The following is a 22,713-nucleotide window of genomic DNA, read 5'->3' as shown; positions in this document are numbered from 1 at the left end:
CGATGTTTGATCTACAGCGATTTTTAGAAGGACTGGATCTGCTCTATGCATCCGGGAAAGGCCGTGAAGCAGAAGGGTACCTGAAACGGGGACTGAAAGAGGCGGCATCCTGCGGGGATGACGGAGCGATCCTTGCAATTTTGAATGAACTGATGGGATATTACCGGGCGGCAGGAAGATATGAGGAATGTCTGCTCTGCACCAGACAGGCCATGGAGCTTGCGGACGAGCTGGGGCTTGACGGCACGATGCAGTATGGCACGATGCTGTTAAATGCTGCGACGGGATGCCGTGCCGCAGGGAAATATCAGGAGGCGGAAACGCTCTACGGACAGGCATACGAAATTTACCGGAGGTATATTACAGGGCCGGACTACCATATGGCATCGCTTCATAATAATCTGAGTCTTCTGTACAGTGAAACGGGACGTCTGAAAGAGGCGAAACGGGAGCTGGAGCGGGCAATGGAGATTGTCAGAAAGCTGGATGATGCAGACGTAGAAGTGGCAATTACCCATACGAACCTGGGAAATCTCTGTTTCCAGATGAACGAGACGGCCGAAGGAAAAGCGCATATGGAACAGGCGGTCCGGATTTTTGAAAAGATGCCGGACGGGAAGGATTCTCACTATGCGTCAGCGCTGTCCGGACTTGGCGAAGCGTATTTCCATGAAGGAAATCTGGAGGCATCTCAGGCATGCTATCAGAAAGCCCTGGATGAAATTTTCCGGTTCTACGGTGAAAATGAGTACTATCAGGTGACAAAACGGAATCTGGAAATTGTCTCGGATCTGCTGAGAAGACGGCAGGCGGCCGAGAAGAGCCAGATGAAAGGTCTGGAACTTGCGAAAGCTTATTATGAGGAATATGGAAAAACGATGATCGAAGAGCAGTTCCCGGAGTATGCCGGGCGGATTGCGGCCGGGCTTGTAGGAGAAGGCTCGGAATGTCTGGGGTACGACGATGCCTGGTCCACGGATCACGATTTCGGTCCGGGATTTTGTCTGTGGCTGACGAAAAAAGATTATCGGAAAATCGGGCAGAAGTTGCAGGAAGCCTATGACGCACTGCCAAAAGAATTTATGGGCTATGCGGCAAGAAATACGACGGAGCAGGGAAAGCAGCGTGTCGGCGTCTTTGAGATCGGGACATTTTTCCGGAATCTGACCGGATATAAAAAAGCACCGAAGGAAGACAAAGACTGGCTTCCCATTTCTCAGGAATCTCTGCGGACCGCAGTAAGCGGCGAGATCTTTGATGATCCGCTCGGGAAATTTACGAAGAGAAGAGCGGCGTTTTCCATGGAACCGGAGAGCGTCCGCTTGAAACGGCTCTATGTTTCACTTGGAAAAATGGCTCAGGCGGGACAGTATAATTTCCCGCGGGCCAAAAAGAGAAATGCTCTTGGAGCCATGTATTTTTCCCTGTCAGAGTTTCTTTCTGCGTCGGTGGAGACTGCATATCTTCTGAACAAAACCTACATGCCGTTTTACAAATGGAAAATGAAAGGCATGGAAGAATTCCAACGGATTCCGGAGATCCGGGTGCTTCTGGAAGAACTGATGGAAAAAGAGACGACAGATAAAGATATAGAAGAGAAAATCGAACAGATCTGCCGGATTGTGGCAGGCGAGCTGAAAGAGCAGGGAATTTCCGGCAGGGAAGATGATTTCCTGGAAGCCCATAAGGCATCCGTGCTGGAAAAGCTGATGGAAATAGAAAAGGACAAGGGACATGATGGACAAAAACCAGTTGATTAAAGAGATTGTGGAAATGGAATGGCAGCAGTTCCAGAATGTTCACAATGAGGGCGGCAGGGCCACCTGCCAGGATGACAAAGAGACCTTTGAGATTATGAGAAACAGCCAGTTCCTTGTGTGGAATGAGGAAGTATTGAAGAGTTATCTTGCGGATCTTCAGGATGCATGGGCGGACGGCTGGAATCTGCTGACGGAAAAGTACGCCAGAATGATGGAAAGTACAGCGCCAAAAGAATATGAAGCTTTCCGGGATATTCTTCCAAAGCGGAGTGAAGAACGGATTTGTCTGCAGGAAGAAGTGATCCGGCAGGAAATTGCGTGGGCGGAGGACTTCGCCCGGAGATATCCGAAGCTTGGCAGTACCGGAAGAAAGATCCATACCTCGGAAGACACACCATGGGATACTTCCCAGGAGACTTATTTAAGAGGTGAAATCGGCACCTTTTCGGACCGGACCATCAAACTGTATGCACGGATGATTCGGGAGATGGCCGAAAAAGGGGAAAACCTGACGGAGAAGAATCTCGGATTCATGGTCCGTTTCTATGGATACCAGTCTCTGGAAGAAGCGGAGCAAATGCAAAAATAACAAATAGAACCATAAAGACAGAAGAAAAGGAGACAGAGCAGATGTTGATGAAACGGGAAGATATGGCGGCAGTAGCGGTAGACTATCAGGAACGGCTCATGCCGGTTATGTATGAAAAAGAGGAACTGCTGGCACATTCAGTGATTCTCCTGAATGGACTAAGAGAACTTGGAATTCCGATTTATATCACGCAGCAGTATACAAGAGGACTTGGAATGACAGTGCCGGAGATTACAGAAGCGGCAGGAACCGGTGACTATCTGGAAAAGATCAGCTACAGTGCGGCTGAGGAAGTCATTCCGAAACTTGGAGAGAAGCGCACGGTAATTATCTGTGGAATCGAATCACACATCTGCGTGCTGCAGACGGTGATCGATCTGAAGGCAAAAGGATATACGCCGGTTCTGGTGACGGACTGCATTTCCAGCAGAAAGCCGCGGGATATGGAGATGGCTCTGGAGCGGGCAAAGATGGAAGGTGCCGTTCTGACCACCTACGAAGCGCTGCTGTTTGAGATTCTTGGAAAAGCAGGAACGCCGGAGGCAAAAAAAATACAAAAACTGATTAAATAAAAAACGATGCTTTTGGCAGACTGAAAAACTCCCCGCAGAAATGCATGGTACATAGTAGTACGGTGATTTCTGTGAGGAGTTTTTTGTTAGAAGTTCTTTTCCGATGCCTTTCCTGTAGAATTTCTCACCATCAGCTTTGCGTGAAGCAGCAGCGTTCCGATGGAAACATCGTTCATCAGGCTGTCCAGTGCATAGTAGCCGCATTTTCCGATCTCAATCCGTTCCTGCCGGACCGTAGTCATCGGAGGATACGTATACGGACAGATCGGGAGATCATCAAATCCGATGACGCTTAAATCATCCGGAATCCGAAGTCCCAGCTGCTGGCACTGAATCATGGCCGCGTTGGCCAGAAGATCGTGACTGCAGATGATGGCGGTCATTCCCATATCAATGAGGCGGGGCAGATGCTTCTCCAGGCACTGGGTGACATAGTAGGAAGCACCGGCGTAGTCGGATTCGGCCTTGAGGCCGTTCTGCCGCATGGCATGGAAAAATCCCTTGTGGCGCACCTGCATGATGTGGGAGCCAAGTGCACCGCTCAAATATCCGATCTTTTTGTGTCCCAGACTTTTCAGATGGGAGACGGCAAGTTCCATTCCTTCATTATTGTCCACGCCGACATAGGCAATCCGCGGGTTGGATTTGATATAGTTGTCATAGAGAACAGCCGGCGTTGTGCTGGTCTGAAAATCCAGCATCCACGGGTCCTGCAGGGTAAAACCGAGAGCAAAGGCACCAATATAATCATGCTGCAGCATGAACATGTCATAGTGGATGGAACGTTGAAGCTTTTCGTTAACCGGGACAATCTCCACTTCGAATCCGGCCGGTTCTGCCATCTGCCGAAATCCGGTGACGATCTCGTAGCCGAACTGATGCGGCTCTTCATAGTCCAGGTTTTCCACAAGAATACACATCTTTTTGGCTGTATTTTTCTGTCTGCGCTGTCTGGTATATCCCATTTCAACAGCAGTTTCCAAAACCGTTTTTCGCAATGTTTCGCTGATGTCCGGGGCACCGTTTAATGCTTTGGAAACAGTACCCTTGGACACGCCAAGTTTTTCGGCAATATCTAAAATTGTAGCCATATTATCACCCTTTAGAAAATAAACTGCAAAATCAAATGATCTTTCTTTATTATATCGGATGGAGGGAAAAAATGCAATTCCTTTTACGAAACTTATAATTCGAAAGTTTCGTAATGTGAGTTGGAGAAGATTGAGGAAGAAAGTTGTGCATATTGAACAAAAATATGTGGTTAATAATGTTTAAAACAGAGAAACGCATGATGAAACGTGTATTACAGGGTTGACTTATGTGTAGATGAAAGGTATAGTAGTATTCAACGAAACAAAACGAAACTTTTTTGAAAGGAAAGGGCAGTAATTATGAAGAAAAGAGGGTTGGCAGTTCTGCTGACAGCGGCGCTGGCTGTATCAATGTTCGCCGGATGCGGGAGCGGCAGCGGTTCAGGCGGTGGAAAAGAGAATATTCGTCTGATGGTCTGGTCGCCGTCAGAAGACCAGTCAAAAGACAGTGGCGAATGGCTGCAGACCATGTGCGAAAAGTTTGCGGATGAACATCCGGAATGGGACATCACCTTTGTATACGGTGTTGCGGATGAAGCATCGGCAGCCGGGCAGGTTGCACAGGACGCAGAGGCAAGTGCGGACGTATTTATGTATGCAAATGACACGCTCACCACGATGACAGATGCAAATGCACTTGCGAAATTTGGAGGAAAATACAGAGAAGAGATCGAAAGTACGAACAGCGAAGAGGTAATTGCTTCTCTGACCAAAGACGGAGAACTTTACGGAGTTCCGTTTACAACCAATACCTGGTTTATGTATTACGACAAGAGCGTATTCAGTGAGGAGGACATCAAAAATCTGGATACCATGCTTGAAAAAGGAGTCGTTTCTTTCCCGCTGACAAACTCCTGGTATCTTCCGGCTTTCTACATCGGTAATGGATGTACTTTATTCGGAGATGGAACGGATGAGTCGAAAGGTGTGGATTTCGGCGGCGACAAGGCAGTAGAAGTGACGAATTATCTGATTGATCTGGAAAAGAATCCGAACTTCCGCATCGATGCCGACGGATCCGGTATTGCAGGACTTCGTGATGGAAGTATCTCGGCAATCTTTTCCGGTTCCTGGGATGCAAATGCAGTAAAAGAAGCGCTTGGGGACAACATGGGCATCGCGGCCCTTCCGACATTCACATTGAACGGAGAGGAAAAACAGATGATGGCTTATGCCGGTTCCAAGGCGATCGGAGTCAATCCGAACTGTGATGATATGGTAGCAGCAGTAGAACTGGCGGTATATCTTGGATCCGCAGAAGCTCAGCGGGCACATTACGAACTGAGAAATGTGATCCCGTGTAATACGGAGCTTCTCGAAGAAGAAGCGATTTCAGGCGACCCGCTTGTTATGGCACAGAACAATACATTTAATTATACATCAATTCTTCAGCCGTTTGTTTCCAAGATGAACAACTGCTGGACTCCGGTGGAAAATATGGGTAAAGGAATCCGAAACGGCAGCGTGACACATGATAATGCGGCTGAGCAGACGGAATCCATGAATGAAGCAATGAACAGCGGCGGAATCTAAAGAGGTGAGAAAAGGATGGGAATAAGAAAAAAGCATGTCAATGATTTCCCGACACCGTATACCTGTAAGGCGGCGATCAGGGAAGGCGGCATGGAGACAAAACTCTCCATGGTGCTGATGGGATTTGGAAATATTATACATAAGCAGAAGATCAAAGGTCTGCTCTTTCTGGCAATAGAAGTAGCATATATCGTGTTTATGATCGTAAATGGGATTCAGTTCCTGTCGATGCTTGGAACACTTGGAACAGTGGAACAAAAAGAAATCTGGGATGAGGCAAATCAGATTTATGTTTATACAAAGGGAGATCAGTCTATTCTGATCCTGCTCTACGGTGTGGCAACACTTCTTCTTACCGTACTGATGATCTGGGCATGGAGAGGAGCACTGAAGAGTGCCTACAAGGCAGAGTGCCTGGATAAACAGGGCAGACATATCAATACATTTGTGGAAGATCTGAAATCTCTTCTGCATGAAAACCTGCACAGACTTCTGATGACACCGCCGATGATCTTTATCGGTGCGCTGACGATTCTGCCGTTGATCTTTATGATCTGTATGGCATTTACGAACTACAGTAAAATCGACAATCATCTGATGCTGTTTGACTGGGTGGGACTTGACAACTTCAAAGCGCTGTTTGATTCCAGCAGTATCCTGGGAAGCACGTTCTGGTCTGTACTTGGATGGACACTTGTGTGGGCGTTCTTCGCAACATTCAGCAACTATATTTTCGGTATGATTCTTTCTATTGTAATCAACCGGAAAGATACAAAGGCAAAGGGATTCTGGAGATTCTGCTTCGTACTCTCCTGTGCGGTTCCGATGTTCGTTTCTCTTCTGATTATGAGAACGATGCTTCAGCCGGAAGGCGCGGTCAATGTCCTGCTTCGTAATCTGGGACTGATTGCGCAGGATGCAAGCCTCCCGTTCTTTACGGATCCAACGTGGGCAAGAGTAACGGTTATTGTAATCAATATCTGGGTTGGTGTACCATATACACTGCTTCAGCTGACCGGAGTCCTTCAGAATATTCCGGGTGAGCTTTACGAGGCCGCCAGAGTGGACGGCGCCAATGCAGTGCAGATCTTCTTTAAGATCACACTTCCGTACATGCTGTATGTGACGACACCATACCTGATTACAACATTTACAGGAAACGTCAACAACTTCAACGTTATCTACCTGTTGTCGGGAGGAGATCCGGTTACCAATCTGGAATCCACGGCAGGAAGCACTGACCTGCTTGTAACATGGCTGTACAAACTGACCGTAGACAAACAGTACTACAACATCGGTGCGGTTATCGGTATCCTGACATTTATCATTCTGGCGATTGCGGCGCTCCTTACTTACCGCAACAGTAAATCATATAAAGAAGAAGGGGGATTCTAGATCATGGCTGCGAAAACAAAAGTACGCTCAGCTAAAAAGAGACGTTTTATCAATAATACGATCGTTCATGTCGTACTTGCCATACTGGCGTTTATCTGGGTATTCCCGATTATCTGGGTAATACTGACGAGCTTCCGGGCGGAAAAAGGATCCTATGTTTCCACCTTCTTCCCGCAAAGCTTCACACTTGACAACTATGTGAAACTGTTTACGGATACATCAATCCTGAACTTTCCGCAGATGTTCATGAACACGCTGTTCATCGCAGTATGTTCCTGTATCTTATCTACCTTTTATGTTCTGGCAGTTTCCTACTGTCTGTCCAGACTGAAATTTAAACTGCGGAAACCATACATGAACATGGCGATGATTCTTGGTCTGTTTCCTGGATTCATGTCAATGATTGCGGTGTACTTCATCCTGAAGGCAATTGGCCTTACAGAAGGCAATCTGATCAAACTGGCTTTGATCCTGTGTTATTCAGGAGGAGCGGGCTTAAGCTTCCAGATCGCAAAAGGATTCTTTGATACGGTTCCGATTGCGGTGGACGAGGCGGCGCTTCTCGATGGATGTACAAGGTGGCAGATTTTTACGAAGATTACACTGCCGCTTAGTAAACCGATCGTTATTTACACGGTACTGACATCTTTCATGTCACCATGGCTGGATTTCATTTTCGCAAAGGTAATCTGCCGTGCAAACTCCGACCAGTATACAGTTGCGATCGGACTTTGGAATATGCTTCAGAAAGAATATATTGACAGCTGGTACACAAGTTTCGCTGCAGGAGCGGTGTTGATTTCAATTCCGATCGCGATCCTCTTCCTGTTCATGCAGAGATACTATGTGGACGGTATGTCCGGTGCTGTAAAGGGCTAAAACAATCAGATTTGAATGAGGGACAGACAGATGAGAAAGACAGCAAAAGAATGGAAAACATTTTATTCAGATCCGGAATTTGAACAGAACTATACCTATGAAGGGCATGACCTCGGGGCAGCCTGCACGGAGGATGGAACTTCCATCCTCCTGTGGAGCCCGGTGGCCGAGTCTGTAACAGTCCGCTTCTATCATGATGGAGAATCAGAAGATTCATACCGGACGGAAGCGATGGTAAAAGAGGGCAAAGGTGTCTGGGCATACCGGACAAAAGAAGTGCTTCACAAAGTATACTATGATTTTGAACTTTCCATAGAGGGAAAGATGATATGCTCGGCGGATCCTTATGCGAAAGCCTGCGGGATCAACGGAAAGAGGAGCATGATTGTAGATTTAAAAAGAACAGATCCAAAAGGATGGGAGGAAGATGTTTCCCCCGCTTATCAGCAGGAACAGATTATTTATGAGCTGCATATCGGGGAATATTCCTGGGATCCGTCCGGAGGATTCCCGGCAGCCTTCCGGGGGAAGTATAAGGCATTTACCTGTGAGAATACGACACTAGACCACGACGGCGTGCATCCCACGGGCTTTTCTTATATGAAGAAACTCGGTATCACCCACGTGCAGCTGATGCCGGTCTACGATTATGGATCTGTGGATGAAAGCAAGACAGAAGGGGAGTTCAACTGGGGATACGATCCGGTGAACTATAACGTTCCGGAAGGCTCCTACTCGACGGACCCAAGAAACGGAGAGGTCCGGATCAAGGAATTCAAGGAGATGATCCAGTTTCTGCATAAAAACGGGTTCCGGGTCATCATGGATGTGGTTTATAATCATACCTATTCCCTTGATGCCTGGTTCCAGAAAACGGTGCCGTGGTACTATTACCGTGTCCATGAAAACGGGGAGACCGCAAACGGTTCTGCCTGTGGGAACGATGTGGCGAGCGAGCGGAGCATGTGCGCAAACTACATTCTGGACTCCGTTCTTTACTGGGCTGAAGAATACCACATCGACGGCTTCCGGTTTGACCTGATGGGGCTTCTGGATACGGGGCTGATGAACCGGATTGAGAAGGAACTTGCGCTCCGGTATGGTAAAGGGGAAAAGATGGTATTCGGAGAACCGTGGTCTGCAGATGAAACTCCGATGGAAAAACAGGCGGTTCCGGCACTGAAATGCCATGTGGACCAGCTGGATCCGCATGTAGGCTTCTTCTGTGATGATACACGGGATGCGGTAAAAGGTCATACATTCGAAGGGGAGGAGCCGGGATTTGTCAATGGGGGAGAAGGCCTGGAGGAGGAAATTCTTGCTTCCGTTCGCGCCTGGTGCGGGCCAAAGTCGAAGGTGAAAGCACCTTCCCAGGTCATCACCTATGTATCTGCCCATGACAACTGGACATTGTGGGATAAACTCTCCCTGACAATCCCGGATGAGAAAGAACGGATGCAGGCCAACCGCATGGCAGCGGCCATCTACATGACCTGCCAGGGAAATCTGTTCTTCCTTTCCGGAGAGGAATTTGCCCGCACGAAGGACGGACTGGAAAATTCCTACAATGCGCCGATTGAGATCAACCGGCTGGACTGGAAACGGGCTTATGAACAGTATGAACTAACAGAGTATTACAGCGGGCTGATTCATCTGAGAAAACAGCTTCCGGGACTTTGCGACAAGTCTGAGAACGCATGGAAAAGGATTCAGAACCGGTGGAAAACAGACGGAGCAGTTGGGTTTACGGTGGATAATCGAAACGAAAGAGCACCGTCAAGATGGGAAACGTTATGTATTATTTATAATAGTAGAAATGAAAAATTTGCGGTTGAGCTTCCGGAAGGAAAATGGGAAGTCCTTCTGGATGGATATAGCAGCAATCTGTGGAGAGATCCATTTGTTACAGAAGGAACGGTAAAGGTGGACAGCCACAGTGTATTAGTACTTGGACAAACAGGAAAGTGAAGACAGACTTATGAAATGGATATACGGAAAACAGGATTTTAAAACACTTTCAAGAGGACAGGAAAACTGTTATCTTCTGACAAACGGACTGGGAGGGTTTTCCTCTCTGACGATGACCGGTTCGGTTACGAGAAATGACCATGCGCTATTGATGGCATGTACGAAGGCACCGAATCATCGATACAATCTGATCCATCGTCTGAAAGAAGAGATCCGGATCGGAGAAGAGAAACAGATTCTCTCGACGCAGGAGTTTGCGGACGGGACAAAAGAAGAAGGATACCAGCATCTGTCCGCATTCTCCTTTGAGGATACTCCGGTCTGGCGCTGGGAGACAAAAGGCGTCCGGATCCGGAAAGAACTCGGGATGGCCCAGTTGGAAAATACGGTGGCAGTTGTCTATGAGATGAAAAATCAAAGCCTGTTTGATGCAGAGCTTGTCGTTACACCTTTTTTACAGTTTGTAAGAAAGGGAGAGGATCTGACGGAGGAGCAGGTGTTTGAACGAAAAGGGAATACCGTTTCTTCAGACGGATTGACTCTCTATTTCGAGACGGACGGGGAAATCCTCCCGGAGGAGCAGACAGAGACGTATTATTACAGCTATGATGCCTGCGACGGCAGAAGGGAGAGCGGAACGGCAAAAGCGGTGCTGAAGATCCGGATGCAGGTTCCGGCAGGAGAAAGAAGGACACTTTCTATCGTCTGCTCGATGGAACAAGGCAGAAACGATGCGCAGGCAGTGATTGCGGAGACAAAAAAGTACAGAAAAGCGCTGGAGGAAAAAGCCGGATTTGCGGATCCGATGGCAAAGGTTCTTGTAAAGAGTGCGGCACAGTTTGTGGCAGACCGGGAATCTACAGGAGGAAAAACGATTCTTGCAGGCTTCCCGTTCTTTGAGGACTGGGGCCGGGATACGATGATTGCTCTTCCGGGTGTCTGCATTTCAACCGGGCAGTATGAGACGGCAAAAGAGATCCTGAGGACCTTTGCAGCAAACGAGCGTGACGGTCTGATGCCGAATCTGTTCCCGGAAGGAAAGAATGAGCCGAGGTACAATACAGTGGATGCAGCTCTTTTGTTTATCAACTGTGTGTATCTGTATTATCAGGCATCGGGGGATATGGACTTTGTCAAGGAAGTCTGGCCTGTGATGGAACGGATCATCACAAAATACCGGGAGGGAACGAGACACGGCATCCGGATGGAAGAAGACGGCCTGATCCGGGCAGGAGAAGGCCTGGACCAGGTGACCTGGATGGATGTCCGGGTGGGAGAAATCCTTCCGACGCCAAGACATGGCAAACCGGTGGAGATCAATGCCTACTGGTATAATGCACTTCGGATTATGGAAATATTTGCATCTGAACTTGGATTGGAATATACTGGGTATGGGGTGCTTGCGGACAGGACACGCACTTCTTTCCGGGAACAGTTCTGGAATGAAGAGAGAGGATGCCTGAAAGATCTCGTATCCGGAACAAAGGCGGACATGCAGATCCGGTGCAACCAGATCTGGGCCGTATCCATGCCGTTTACCATGCTGGAAAAAGATCAGGAACGGCAGGTGGTGCGCACTGTCTATGAAAAACTGTACACCCCTTACGGACTGCGCACGCTGGAAGAAGGGGACGAAGAGTTCCACCCGTTTTACGGGGGAGAGATGATAGAACGTGACCTGGCATATCATCAGGGAACGGTCTGGACCTTCCCGCTTGGCGCTTATTATCTGGCATATCTGAAGGTATGCGGATACAGCGAAGAGGCGAAAGAAGAAGTCAAAGAACAGCTGGAAGTCATGGAAAGCGCCATGAGGGAGGGCTGTATCGGACAGCTTCCGGAGATTTACGACGGAGGAAATCCATCCTCGTCAAAGGGATGCTTCGCCCAGGCGTGGAGCGTAGGAGAAATTCTGCGTGTATATGAAGCAGTCAAATAAGAACACACATCGAAAGGAGAACAAAGATGGAACAGTTATTACAGGAGATGTTACAGAAAAACTATGGAAAAAGCATCAGCGATGCGTCCAATGAAGAAATTTATACAGCGCTTTTATGCATTACAAAAGAGAAAATGGCAGGAATAAAGAGGAATGAAGGAAATAAAAAACTCTATTATATTTCCGCGGAATTCCTGATTGGAAAACTGTTATCCAACAACCTGATTAACCTTGGCCTGTTTGATGAGACAAGAGAGGTACTGAAAAATCACGGCAAAGATATTACAGAAATCGAGGAGGCCGAGCTGGAGCCGTCCCTTGGAAACGGAGGACTTGGACGTCTGGCAGCATGTTTCCTGGATTCCATCGCGACACTGGGACTGCCGGGAGACGGCGTGGGCTTAAACTACCACGACGGATTGTTCCGTCAGACCTTTGTTGACAACAAGCAGAGAGAAGAGAAAAACCCGTGGATCACAGACAACAGCTGGCTGACAAAGACGGAACGCCATTTTGAAGTGCCGTTTAAAGATTTCACTCTGACTTCCACAATGTACGATATTGATGTGCCGGGTTATAAAAACGGCTGCAACAAGCTGCATCTGTTTGATCTGGATTCTGTGGACGAGTCCATCATCCATGACGGTATCCAGTTTGACAAAGAGGATATCAAGAAGAACCTGACACTCTTCCTCTATCCGGATGACAGTGACGAGGCAGGACAGCTGTTAAGAATCTATCAGCAGTATTTCATGGTCAGCAACGCGGCACAGCTGATCCTTGCAGAGGCGGAGGAGAAAGGATACAACCTCTATCAGCTGTATGATCATGTGGCAATCCAGATCAACGATACCCATCCGACGATGGTCATTCCGGAGCTGATCCGTCTCCTGATGCAGAGAGGATTTAACATGGATACCGCTGTGGATGTTGTAAGAAAAACCTGTGCGTACACGAACCACACAATTCTGGCAGAGGCACTGGAAAAATGGCCGATCCATTATCTGGAGAAGGTCGTTCCGCACCTGATGCCGATCATCCGGGATCTGGACGCACGTGTCAGAAGAGACTTCCACGATGAAAGAGTGTACATCATCGATAATCAGGACCGGGTACATATGGCGCACATTGACATTCACTTTGGCTACGCAGTCAATGGAGTAGCGGCTCTTCATACCGAGATTCTGAAAGGATCCGAGTTAAAGCCGTTCTACGACATTTATCCGGAAAAATTCAACAATAAGACGAACGGAATCACGTTCCGCAGATGGCTTGTACACTGCAACCATGAGCTGTCCGATTATCTGGCAGACCTGATCGGACCGGAATTCATGGATGACGCTTCCAATCTGGAAAAGCTTCTCGCATACAAGGACGATGAGAAAGTGCTTGGTGATCTGAGAGCGATCAAGAAAAACGCAAAAACTGCCTTGAAGAATTATCTGATGCAGACACAGGGAGTGGAAATCGATGAGAATTCCATCTTTGATATCCAGATCAAACGTCTCCATGAGTACAAGAGACAGCAGATGAACGCACTGTATGCAATTTACAAATACAAAGAAATCAAGAAAGGCAATCTGCCAAAACGCCCGATTACAATGATCTTCGGTGCAAAGGCAGCGCCGGCTTATACGATTGCAAAGGATATCATCCATCTGATCCTCTGCCTGCAGAAACTGATCGAAAACGATCCGGCGGTACGTCCGTACATGCGGATTGTCATGGTAGAAAACTACAATGTTACCAAGGCGGAAAAACTGATCCCGGCATGTGACATTTCCGAGCAGATTTCCCTTGCTTCCAAGGAAGCATCCGGAACCGGAAACATGAAATTCATGCTTAACGGTGCCGTGACACTGGGAACGGAAGATGGAGCAAACGTGGAGATTCACGAGCTGGTAGGAGATGAGAACATCTACATCTTCGGCGCAAAATCAGAAGAAGTCATCAAACTTTACGATACAGCAGGATACAACTCCGGCGAGATTTATGACAACGATCCGATGATCGAGGAGCTGGTAGACTTTATCATCAGCAAAGACCTGATCCGCATCGGTGATCCGGTGAGTCTTGCAAGACTGTACAAAGAGATTGTATCCAAAGACTGGTTCATGACCCTTCTGGATGTGAAAGATTACATTCAGACAAAAGAGCAGATGCTCGAAGATTATGAGGATGAGAAGACATGGGCAAAGAAAGCGCTTGTCAACATTGCGAAAGCCGGATTCTTCTCTTCTGACCGGACTATCCGGGAATACAATGAGGACATCTGGCATCTGTAGGCCGGATGTGGTATGAAAGGGGATCAATCATGAGAGAAACAGGAATATTGATGCCGGTATCCGCACTTCCGTCCCGTACGGGAGTGGGGGAACTGGGTGCATACGCATATGAGTTTGTCGATGCCCTGAAGGAAAACGGTGTGAAGATCTGGCAGATTCTTCCGCTCAATCCGGTGGGATACGGGAACTCTCCGTATCAGCCGTATTCCTCCTGCGCAGGAGACGAGCTTTACATCAGTCTGGACCTGCTTTATGAGGGGGGGCTGTTGAAAGAGAAGGCGCCTTCCTTCCGGGAAAACGCAAAAACCGTTGACTATGATGCAGTCCGGGCATTCAAAGAGCCGTATCTGAAAGAAGCGTTCGCCAATTTTCAGGAGACGGAAGAGTACCGGGAATTTACAAGACAGACGTGGGTGTACGAATACGCGGTATTCCGTGCCCTGAAAAAGGCAAACGGCAATGCCTGCTGGAATGAATGGAAAGCAGAAGACAAAGCCTGGCCGGAAGTGCCTGCACCGCTCGCAAAGGAGCAGGAAGACGAGGCGGCCTATCAGATGTTCCTTCAGTATGAATTTTTCACTCAGTGGATGGCAGTGAAAAAGCATGCCAACGAAAACGGCATCCAGATCATGGGAGATGTGCCGTTCTATGTGGGTGTGGACTCGGTAGATGTCTGGGGCGGAAAGGATAACTTCCTTCTGGACACAGACGGACGGCCGATCTTCATCGCCGGAGTACCGCCTGATTATTTCAGCGCTACCGGACAGCGGTGGGGCAACCCGATCTATAACTGGGACTATATGAAGGAGCATGGATATCAGTTCTGGACCGACCGGATCGGATACAACCAGAAGCTGTTTGACATCATCCGGATTGACCATTTCCGGGCGTTTGACACTTTCTGGAAGATTCCGGCAGAGTGTCCGACAGCCATTGAAGGAGAATGGATCGAAGCTCCGGGATACGAAGTCATCGACACACTGAAAGCAAAGATTGACGGACTCAATCTGGTGGCTGAAGACCTTGGGGAACTCCGCCCGGAAGTACTGGAATTAAAAGACCATTATCATTTGAAAGGGATGAAAATCCTTGTCTTTTCCATCGAAACAGGTGGAAAATATGCCTACGACAGTTTCCACGATGTGGAAAACATGATCATTTATACCGGAACCCACGACAACGATACGCTGATGCAGTGGTATGAGGGATTAAGCGTGGCAGCAAAAAGAAAGGTACGCCGCTTCCTCAAACGTCAGGGCATCAAACAGGGCTCCGTGAAAGGCCGGCTCCTTACCTATACATTCCGGAGCAGGGCAGAGTACGCGATCATTCCAATGGCGGACATTCTGGGCCTTGGAGAAGAAGGGCATATCAATACGCCGGGAACAGTCGGCTCTCCGAACTGGGAATGGAGAATTACGGATTTTACACAGGCAAAGAAGGAACTGAAACACTACCGGAAAACAATGACAGAAAGGGCCTGATGACAGATGGATTTTACAGGAGTTTACCATAGAACAACCGAGCAGATGAGCTACTCGTTAAATGAATCGGAACTGATTGTCAATCTGAAGACAGGATATGATGTGAAGCGGGTGTTCCTCTATTATGGAGATCCCTTTGAAGCGGGAATTCTTGGAGGAAACGAAAAGTGGACCGGAGTCCGGGAAGAGATTGTCTACAAAAAACGGCTGAAACATCAGATCTGGTGGACTACGACTCTCGTACCGAAATACAAGCGCTGCAAGTATTATTTTGAACTGCACACAGATGATGAGGTCTGGTATTATTTTGAAGACGGATTTCTGACAAAAGAGCAGATGGAGATGGACGGCCGGATGCTTCAGTGCTTTACGGTTCCATGGATGAATCCGGCTGATGTGAACCGGACGCCGGACTGGGTAAATGATACGATCTGGTATCAGATTTTCCCGGACCGTTTCTGCAACGGGACGCCGGGAGACGACCGGGAGGGAATTCTTCCGTGGAAAAATGAGGGAGAAGTCAAAAACGAAGAGCGTTACGGCGGAAACCTGGAAGGAATCCGTCAGAAACTTCCTTATCTGAAAGAACTTGGCATTACCGGAATTTATCTGAATCCGATTATGGAGGCAGACTCCAACCATAAATACGATACAAAAGATTATACAAAAATTGATCCGCAGTTCGGAGACTCCGAGACGATGAAACGTCTGGTGGCAGAGGCGCACGAACATGGAATCCGTGTGATGGTGGACGCGGTCTTCAATCATTGTGGAAAAGACTTCGCACCATGGCTGGATGTGAAGAAAAACGGAAGAGATTCCGCCTACGCAGACTGGTTCATGGTCAACGACTGGACGATACTGAACAAAGAAGCAAGTACGAGAGACGGGCGGTATTACTCCTTCGCTTTTGCGGATAAGATGCCGAAACTCAATACAAACAGCGAGGCCGTGATCAGCTATTTCCAGGACGTTTGCGAAGGCTGGATCCGGGACTATGATATCGACGGCATCCGTTTTGATGTGGGAAATGAAGTGTCCCACCGGTTCCTGAAACGGATCCGGGATCATGTGAAAGCCATCAAACCGGACATCTATCTTCTGGGAGAGATCTGGCACGACGCCAGCCAGTGGCTGATGGGGGACGAATACGACTCCGTCATGAACTATCCGCTCATGAGCGGTATCCACGATTTCTTTATTGATCCGACGATGAAAAAGGAAGATTTCGAGTACATGATCAACCACTGCTACACGATGTACATGCAGCAGTCCAACAATGTACTGTTCAATCTTCTGGATTCCCACGATACGGAGCGTCTTATGAACCGCTTCCACGATCTGGACCTGTTCTACCAGCAGCTGGCGATTCTCTTTACCATGCCGGGAAGTCCGTGCATCTATTACGGCACGGAAATTGCCATGGAAGGAAGTTTCGATCCGGACTGCCGCAGATGTATGCCGTGGGATCAGATTCAGACCGAAGAAAACCAGCAGAAGATTCATGAAATCCAGAAGCTGATTCATCTTCGGAAGACGGAACCGGCGCTGCGAAGTCTGTATTTCCACTTCCCGGAAGCATATGACGAGCCGCGTCTGGTACAGTATATTAAACTTGATCAGGAGCAGAATAAGACCGAAATCCTTCTGAACTGCACGGAAGAACCGGTGACAGTGAAAGGAGAAGGAGAGATCCTGTTCCAGAGACAATATCAGGATGGACGCCTGGAACCGAAAGGAGTACTGATTCGGAGAATCGGGCGGTAAGAAAATGTCAGTAGCCGGACAATATTTTACTGTAATATCAGGGGAGGTAGTGACTCATATGAGCCATTACCTCCCTGAATTTATGTCAAAGGTTAATAAAGGTTAGAAAAAATTTATCCTTATATTCCTTGATTCAGCAGATTGTTCGTGTTATCCTTTACTCATCGGAAAAGCTCTCTGCTTTTTCATTTTCAAGGCGTTCGCCGTTTTATCCAAGTATTTGACAAGGGAATTATGAGGGCAGCTTTCTGTCTGGAAAATATGTTTTCTTTGGGACGTCTCTTTTCTGGTACCCGGAAATATGGTAGACTACAAGAAACAGAAACAGTTTTCTTATGTCAGAGGCATTGCCGTCACAGAAAGGAGACTGTTTATGGAACGAAACAAAATGGCAAATCGAACTACCGCTGCAATTTCAGAAGAAGAATTTATTATGAAGCCTTACATCGACTGGTGTTTCAAAGAACTGATGCGGAATCCGAATACAAGGAGAGGCTTCATCGCTGAATTGTTGGAGCTTTCACCTGAGCAGATCGGGAATACTATTATTCTGGAAAATGAACTTCCCAAACGGTCGGAGGAGGAAAAGAAGGGAGTGCTGGATGTTCATGTTCTTCTGGAAAACGGCACTCAGCTTGATATTGAGATGCAGGTTGTATATATGGAATACTGGGACGACAGGAGTCTGTTTTATCTGTGCAAGATGTTTTCCAGCCAGCTTTGCAAAGGTGAGGAATATGATCGGCTTCAGAAATGTGTACATGTCAGTGTTTTGAATTTCACCTACTATAAGAAGGATGATATCTGCTACCGTAAGGCACAGGTTTATGATAAAGCGACCGGAGAACTGTACAGCGATAAGCTGGAACTTCAGATTCTGGAACTTCCCAAGATTCCAGAGGAGTATCACCATCCAGATGGCATCATTGCATGGATGAAATTCTTCCGCGGCGGTAAAAAGGAGGATTTAAAAGAGATGGCAAAGGGAAATACCTATCTGGAAGAAGCCTATGAAGATCTGATGGAAATGAGCCAGGATGAAGAGAAACGCCGAGCATATGAGGCAAGGGAACGTGCACTTCGCGATCAGCTGTCTCTGCAAAGACAGGCTGAACGGGCTTTTCAGCGGATGACAAATGCACAGGAAAAGCTGGAAGAGATTCAGGGGAAACTGGATGAGACGCAGGGGAAACTGGATGAGACGCAGGGGAAACTGGATGAGACGCAGGGGAAGCTGGATGTAGCTCAGGATAATCTGGCTGATATGCAGGAGCGTTTTTCGGAAAGTCAAAAGCAGCTTGAGAAAGCCAGGGCCGAAAAAGATGCCGCACATGATCAGGGGAGGAAAGATGCCGTGATAGAGTTATATCAGAAAGGTTTTCTGAATCTGGAGCAGGCGGCATCCGAATATGGGATATCGATCGAAGATTTTCGAAAACTGCTGGTTTAACAGATGAATGATCATCTCGGCAATGTTTTATCGTAAAGAAAGGATGGTATTCGTCGGATGAGCTACAAAATTCTTCTGGTGGATGATGACCAGGATCTGGTAGAGATGCTGTGCCGGTATTTCCGGCTGAAGGGATATGAAATGCTGACAGCGGTCAATGGGATGGACGCAGTGAAGAAGTCTGGAGAGGGACCGGATCTCATTCTTCTGGATATCAATATGCCGGGAATGGACGGGCTGGAGGTGTGCCGGAGAATCCGGGATCAGGTGTCCTGTCCGATTTTATTTCTGACCGCACGGGTCGAAGAGCAGGACCGGGTGAACGGGCTGATGATGGGCGGAGATGATTATATTGTAAAACCGTTCAGCCTGAAGGAACTGGAGGCGAGAGTGCTGGCTCATCTGCGGCGGGAGGAACGGCATCAGCAGTTTGACCACATGAAAGAGGAACTGGCTCAGAACAACCAGAAGATGTGGCGGATGGTGGAAGATGAGCAGGTACTGCGATCTGCCATTGCACACGATCTGCGGACGCCTCTGACTGTGCTCAAAGGGTATCAGGAAATGATGATGGAGTTTATCCCGGAAGAAAAGCTGGACCGGGAAGCGCTTCTGGATATGCTGAAAGAAAGCATGGGACAGGTGGAACGGCTGGAGCGGTTTCTGGATCGGATGCGGGCCTTCTCCGCATTGGAACGGGAGCCGATTTCCTGCATGGACACGACGGCTGCTGAGATTGCAGAACAGATCGAAAAGACCGGAGAGATGCTGGCAGCAGCTTCCGGAAAGCAGTTTGAAATCTTTGCGGGAGGAGAGGGAGAAAAACTTACGCTGGATCGGGACCTGATTCTGGAAGTAGCGGAAAACCTGATTACCAACGCACTGCGTTATGCAGCGTCAAAGGTATCGGTGGTCGTTTGTCGGGAAGCCGATCGGCTGGTACTGGAAGTAAAAGATGATGGAACAGGATTTACCATCAGTGAAGAAGAAGCAAAACAGGCCTTCACTTCGGCCAATCCAAGGGATGATCTGAAACATTTCGGACTTGGAATGTATATCAGCGAAGCGTTCTGTAAGAAACACGGAGGACACCTCGAAGTGGAAAACCAGAGAGACGGGGCGTGTGTACGGGCGTATTTCCGTTTCGTACACGGATGAAAAATGATATTCCTGCTGTAAAAAAATGCAGCAGGAATTTTTTGTCTTTTTTCCATTGTCTTTTCATTGTGAATCTCCTGATACGATAGAAATATCAAAAAAGAAAGAGGGGATGAACATGAAAGCAGTAATGAAACGGGAAGTAAAAAACTACCTGAAGAATCCGTTATTCTGGGTCGGGATCGTGGTTGTGATTTTCGGTTTGTTTCAGATTCTGTCTCCATATCTGGAAGTGAAATATTTCCGCACGGAGCAGGAAGTGAAATCGGCAAAGCCGGAGAACATTGCGGATGCAGATATCATGAACGGATATGTCAAATCCACGAAGGAAGAGCAGTTGGAACTTGCCAAGAAAAAGATGATCAGTATGGTTGTAAAGGAGAACGGTGAGGAGGAACAAGTAGTTCAGAACACACTGGATCAGATCTGTTCTTCTGGAAAGAGTATCAATGAAATGTCCGATGCCATCGGAGAGATTTACGGGTATCCGGGCGGTTATAGTCTGAGATATTATTACGAGGACTATGAATATCATCAGGGTACCGTAGATGAAATCAACGCTGAATTGAAAGCAAAACTGTCGGAATACAGTTATTCCTGGTACTTCGGAAGAAAATTTGCAGATTTCGGCGGACTGTATCTTACTTTTTTCAGCGCGGTTTTGCTGGCGTTTCTCTTTATCCGGGATACGAGAAGAGACACTTACGAACTGCTGCACACAAAGCCGGTTTCGGCAGGGAGCTATATCTTTGGAAAAGCGGCAGGAGGATTTCTTTCAGTGGGAATTGTCTGGCTGATCCTTGTGATTGTGTTCTTCTTTGTCAGTTTTGCGGCAGGGATCCGCAATGATCTGCCGGTATCGCTGATCGAATTTCTGATTCCGGCGGTCTGCTATATGCTGCCGAATCTTCTGATGATTGCGAGCGTGTATGTGATCATCGCGCTGATTTTTAAAAATCCGCTTCCGGGAGTACCGCTTTTGTTTCTGTATCTGTTTTATTCCAATATGGGAAGTATCGGGCCGGACGGTGAATTTGGATACTACGGAAGACCGCTTGCCATTCTGGTGCGGTTTCCGGGCGGATTTCTGGACACGGCGCCGCCGCCGATGGCTATGTGGAATCAGATCTTTCTGCTTGTGGCTTCAGCAGCCTTTCTCATTGGGGCGGCGGCCATCTGGAAAAGGAGGAGAGTGTATTGAAAAAGGAATGGAAAATTTGTATTGCACCCTATAAACTGGCGTACTCCATCCTGTTTCTGCTTCTGTTTGCGCTGGTACGGGGCGTCACGCTGACTTCAGAGATCGGTCCTGCGCTGATGCCGGGAGCGGCCGTTCTGGCATCCGTATTCTGCGCGGAGACCAGTGTGATGGACCGAAACGGGCAGCGGTGGGAAATCATCTGTCTGAAACCGGAAAAGAACCGGATCCGCATGATTTACCGGAGATGGATTATTCAGGCAGTGTATTTGTATGTGACCGTTCTTGCAGCATATTTTACTTTTACTGGCAGAAGCCTTACCGCATGATAGAGCGTACCTTTGCTTCCGAGTACGGCGGTTACGCAGCGGCACTTGCGGGAACTGTTTTATTCTGGAGTCTGATCTCGGTTGTCATTTCCAATCTGGCAAAGAGCCAGTGGGCGGGGATTGGAGTATCGGTTCTTCTATGGATTACGACCAATTCCACAACAGGAGAGAGACTGTTTGGGCGGTACAACCTGTTTGCCTATTCCTTCTGTGATTCCATGGGAGCCAAATGGAACGAATGGGCATATGGCACACTGATTCAAATTCTGTTGTCCATTGTATTTCTGGTATTGATTTCGATTATAGAAAAGAGGGTGTCAAAATGAGTGTAAACATAAAAAACGTGACAGTAACATTTAAAAATCAGGTTCGGGCGGTAGACCATGTCAATCTGGAAATCCCCCACGGTGTCTATGGGCTGCTCGGGGAAAACGGCGCCGGAAAGACGACACTGATGCGGGTACTGACGACGGTTCTGACTCCGTCCGATGGTGAGGTGTATCTGGACGGAATTCGGTACGGGACTGGAAAGGACGAAGTCATCAGGCAGAAAATCGGGTATCTGCCGCAGGAGCTCAACCTCTATCCGGGGCTTCCCGTGCAGGACTGCCTGGAATATCTGGGAGAACTTTCCGGTATCCCGAAGGAGGAATGTAAAAAGCGTATCCGCTATTATCTGGAAAAGACAGGGCTTACGAATCACCGGAAAAAGAAAATGCGCCAGCTTTCCGGAGGAATGAAGCGAAGAGTCGGACTCATTCAGGCACTTCTGAATGAACCGGAATTTCTGATTGTGGACGAACCGACAACGGGGCTTGATCCGGAAGAGCGGGTGCGTATCCGTAACCTTCTGGTGGATTTTTCGGAGGGGCGGACCGTTTTGTTTTCCACTCATGTGGTGGAGGACATCGCGGCTACGTGCAGCAAGCTTGCGGTGATGCGGAAAGGTTCATTCCTCTATACAGGTACGGTACAGGCGCTCCTTTCCCGGGCAAAAGGAAAGATCTGGACAGCAAATGTAGCAGACGACACAGAAGCAAAAAGACTGGAAAAGCAGTACCGTACGACTTCCAAGCAGTACACGGAAGAAGGAATGACGGTGAAAATTATCAGCGATGTGAAACCGGATATTGACTGTACACAGCCGAAGATCACACTGGAAGATGCATATCTGTATCTGATGATGGAAAAGAAGAAGCAATCAGCACTGAAGAATAAAAACTTTTCGCAATAAAAATCCCAGAGATTTCCTGCTTTTCTTCTGTTTAATGTAAAATAAAAGAAAAAAATTTTACACACAGGAGAAAAGTATGAAG

Annotated in this window: 18 protein-coding genes and 1 pseudogene; 18 read left to right on the top strand and 1 reads right to left on the bottom strand. The window is 47.9% G+C overall.

The window, feature by feature from the left end:
- Positions 1-2 precede the first annotated feature (2 nt).
- The 3 genes from H6A32_RS07550 to H6A32_RS07540 are packed head-to-tail and all read left to right on the top strand — an operon-like array spanning position 3 to position 2,921.
- Positions 3-1,760, top strand: coding sequence for a DUF4037 domain-containing protein (locus H6A32_RS07550; protein ID WP_204864045.1), 1,758 nt, complete (start codon positions 3-5; stop codon positions 1,758-1,760).
- Positions 1,738-2,349, top strand: coding sequence for a DUF4125 family protein (locus H6A32_RS07545; RefSeq protein ID WP_243424877.1), 612 nt, complete (start codon positions 1,738-1,740; stop codon positions 2,347-2,349). The genes H6A32_RS07550 and H6A32_RS07545 overlap by 23 nt, the downstream gene beginning before the upstream one ends.
- 41 nt (positions 2,350-2,390) lie before the next feature.
- Positions 2,391-2,921, top strand: a complete 531-nt coding sequence (locus tag H6A32_RS07540) for an isochorismatase family protein (RefSeq protein WP_087168094.1) — start codon at positions 2,391-2,393, stop codon at positions 2,919-2,921.
- A gap of 86 nt (positions 2,922-3,007) precedes the next feature.
- Here H6A32_RS07540 and H6A32_RS07535 read toward each other — a convergent pair whose 3' ends face one another.
- Positions 3,008-4,012 (bottom strand): LacI family DNA-binding transcriptional regulator, encoded by a 1,005-nt coding sequence (locus H6A32_RS07535; RefSeq protein WP_118636445.1) that lies wholly within the window; start codon positions 4,010-4,012, stop codon positions 3,008-3,010.
- Between the two features lie 300 nt (positions 4,013-4,312).
- Here H6A32_RS07535 and H6A32_RS07530 point away from each other — a divergent pair, with 300 nt between their 5' ends.
- From H6A32_RS07530 to H6A32_RS07465, 15 genes and pseudogenes are all read left to right on the top strand, one after another.
- Positions 4,313-5,545 carry an extracellular solute-binding protein gene (locus H6A32_RS07530; RefSeq protein WP_204864043.1) on the top strand — a complete coding sequence of 411 codons (1,233 nt, stop codon included), beginning with the start codon at positions 4,313-4,315 and terminating at the stop codon, positions 5,543-5,545.
- Positions 5,546-5,560: 15 nt separating this feature from the next.
- The gene (locus H6A32_RS07525) at positions 5,561-6,940 is read left to right on the top strand and encodes a carbohydrate ABC transporter permease (RefSeq protein ID WP_118636447.1); all 1,380 of its coding nucleotides are present in this window, start codon (positions 5,561-5,563) and stop codon (positions 6,938-6,940) included.
- Positions 6,941-6,943: 3 nt separating this feature from the next.
- Positions 6,944-7,819 (top strand): sugar ABC transporter permease, encoded by an 876-nt coding sequence (locus H6A32_RS07520; RefSeq protein ID WP_087168093.1) that lies wholly within the window; start codon positions 6,944-6,946, stop codon positions 7,817-7,819.
- Between the two features lie 30 nt (positions 7,820-7,849).
- On the top strand, positions 7,850-9,787 hold the full coding sequence (gene pulA / locus H6A32_RS07515; RefSeq protein ID WP_087168092.1) for a type I pullulanase: 1,938 nt from the start codon (positions 7,850-7,852) through the stop codon (positions 9,785-9,787).
- A gap of 10 nt (positions 9,788-9,797) precedes the next feature.
- A complete protein-coding gene (locus H6A32_RS07510; protein ID WP_087168091.1) occupies positions 9,798-11,726 on the top strand; it encodes an amylo-alpha-1,6-glucosidase in 1,929 nt (642 codons plus the stop codon).
- Between the two features lie 26 nt (positions 11,727-11,752).
- Positions 11,753-14,011, top strand: coding sequence for a glycogen/starch/alpha-glucan phosphorylase (locus H6A32_RS07505; RefSeq protein WP_087168090.1), 2,259 nt, complete (start codon positions 11,753-11,755; stop codon positions 14,009-14,011).
- A gap of 29 nt (positions 14,012-14,040) precedes the next feature.
- Positions 14,041-15,495, top strand: a complete 1,455-nt coding sequence (malQ, locus tag H6A32_RS07500) for a 4-alpha-glucanotransferase (RefSeq protein WP_087168089.1) — start codon at positions 14,041-14,043, stop codon at positions 15,493-15,495.
- A 6-nt stretch (positions 15,496-15,501) separates the two neighbouring features.
- Positions 15,502-17,262: a glycoside hydrolase family 13 protein gene (locus tag H6A32_RS07495; RefSeq protein ID WP_204864042.1), complete on the top strand. Its 1,761-nt coding sequence runs from the start codon at positions 15,502-15,504 to the stop codon at positions 17,260-17,262.
- 373 nt (positions 17,263-17,635) lie between these two features.
- Positions 17,636-18,712 (top strand): Rpn family recombination-promoting nuclease/putative transposase, encoded by a 1,077-nt coding sequence (locus H6A32_RS07490; RefSeq protein WP_204864041.1) that lies wholly within the window; start codon positions 17,636-17,638, stop codon positions 18,710-18,712.
- A gap of 57 nt (positions 18,713-18,769) precedes the next feature.
- Positions 18,770-19,141: pseudogene (locus H6A32_RS16340) on the top strand (response regulator transcription factor); the annotation flags it as partial.
- 9 nt (positions 19,142-19,150) lie between these two features.
- A complete protein-coding gene (locus H6A32_RS16335; RefSeq protein WP_346342257.1) occupies positions 19,151-19,870 on the top strand; it encodes a sensor histidine kinase in 720 nt (239 codons plus the stop codon).
- Between the two features lie 118 nt (positions 19,871-19,988).
- Positions 19,989-21,071, top strand: coding sequence for an ABC transporter permease subunit (locus H6A32_RS07480; RefSeq protein ID WP_243128483.1), 1,083 nt, complete (start codon positions 19,989-19,991; stop codon positions 21,069-21,071).
- Positions 21,068-21,397 (top strand): hypothetical protein, encoded by a 330-nt coding sequence (locus tag H6A32_RS07475; RefSeq protein WP_204864039.1) that lies wholly within the window; start codon positions 21,068-21,070, stop codon positions 21,395-21,397. Before H6A32_RS07480 ends, H6A32_RS07475 begins: the two co-directional genes overlap by 4 nt.
- Positions 21,394-21,723 carry a hypothetical protein gene (locus H6A32_RS07470; RefSeq protein ID WP_204864038.1) on the top strand — a complete coding sequence of 110 codons (330 nt, stop codon included), beginning with the start codon at positions 21,394-21,396 and terminating at the stop codon, positions 21,721-21,723. Before H6A32_RS07475 ends, H6A32_RS07470 begins: the two co-directional genes overlap by 4 nt.
- Positions 21,720-22,631, top strand: coding sequence for an ABC transporter ATP-binding protein (locus H6A32_RS07465; RefSeq protein ID WP_204864037.1), 912 nt, complete (start codon positions 21,720-21,722; stop codon positions 22,629-22,631). The genes H6A32_RS07470 and H6A32_RS07465 overlap by 4 nt, the downstream gene beginning before the upstream one ends.
- Positions 22,632-22,713: the final 82 nt, after the last annotated feature.

The sequence above is a fragment of the Drancourtella massiliensis genome, from assembly GCF_016900655.1.
Lineage (GTDB): Bacteria > Bacillota > Clostridia > Lachnospirales > Lachnospiraceae > Sellimonas > Sellimonas catena.
This window is presented reverse-complemented; position numbering and strand designations above follow the sequence as displayed.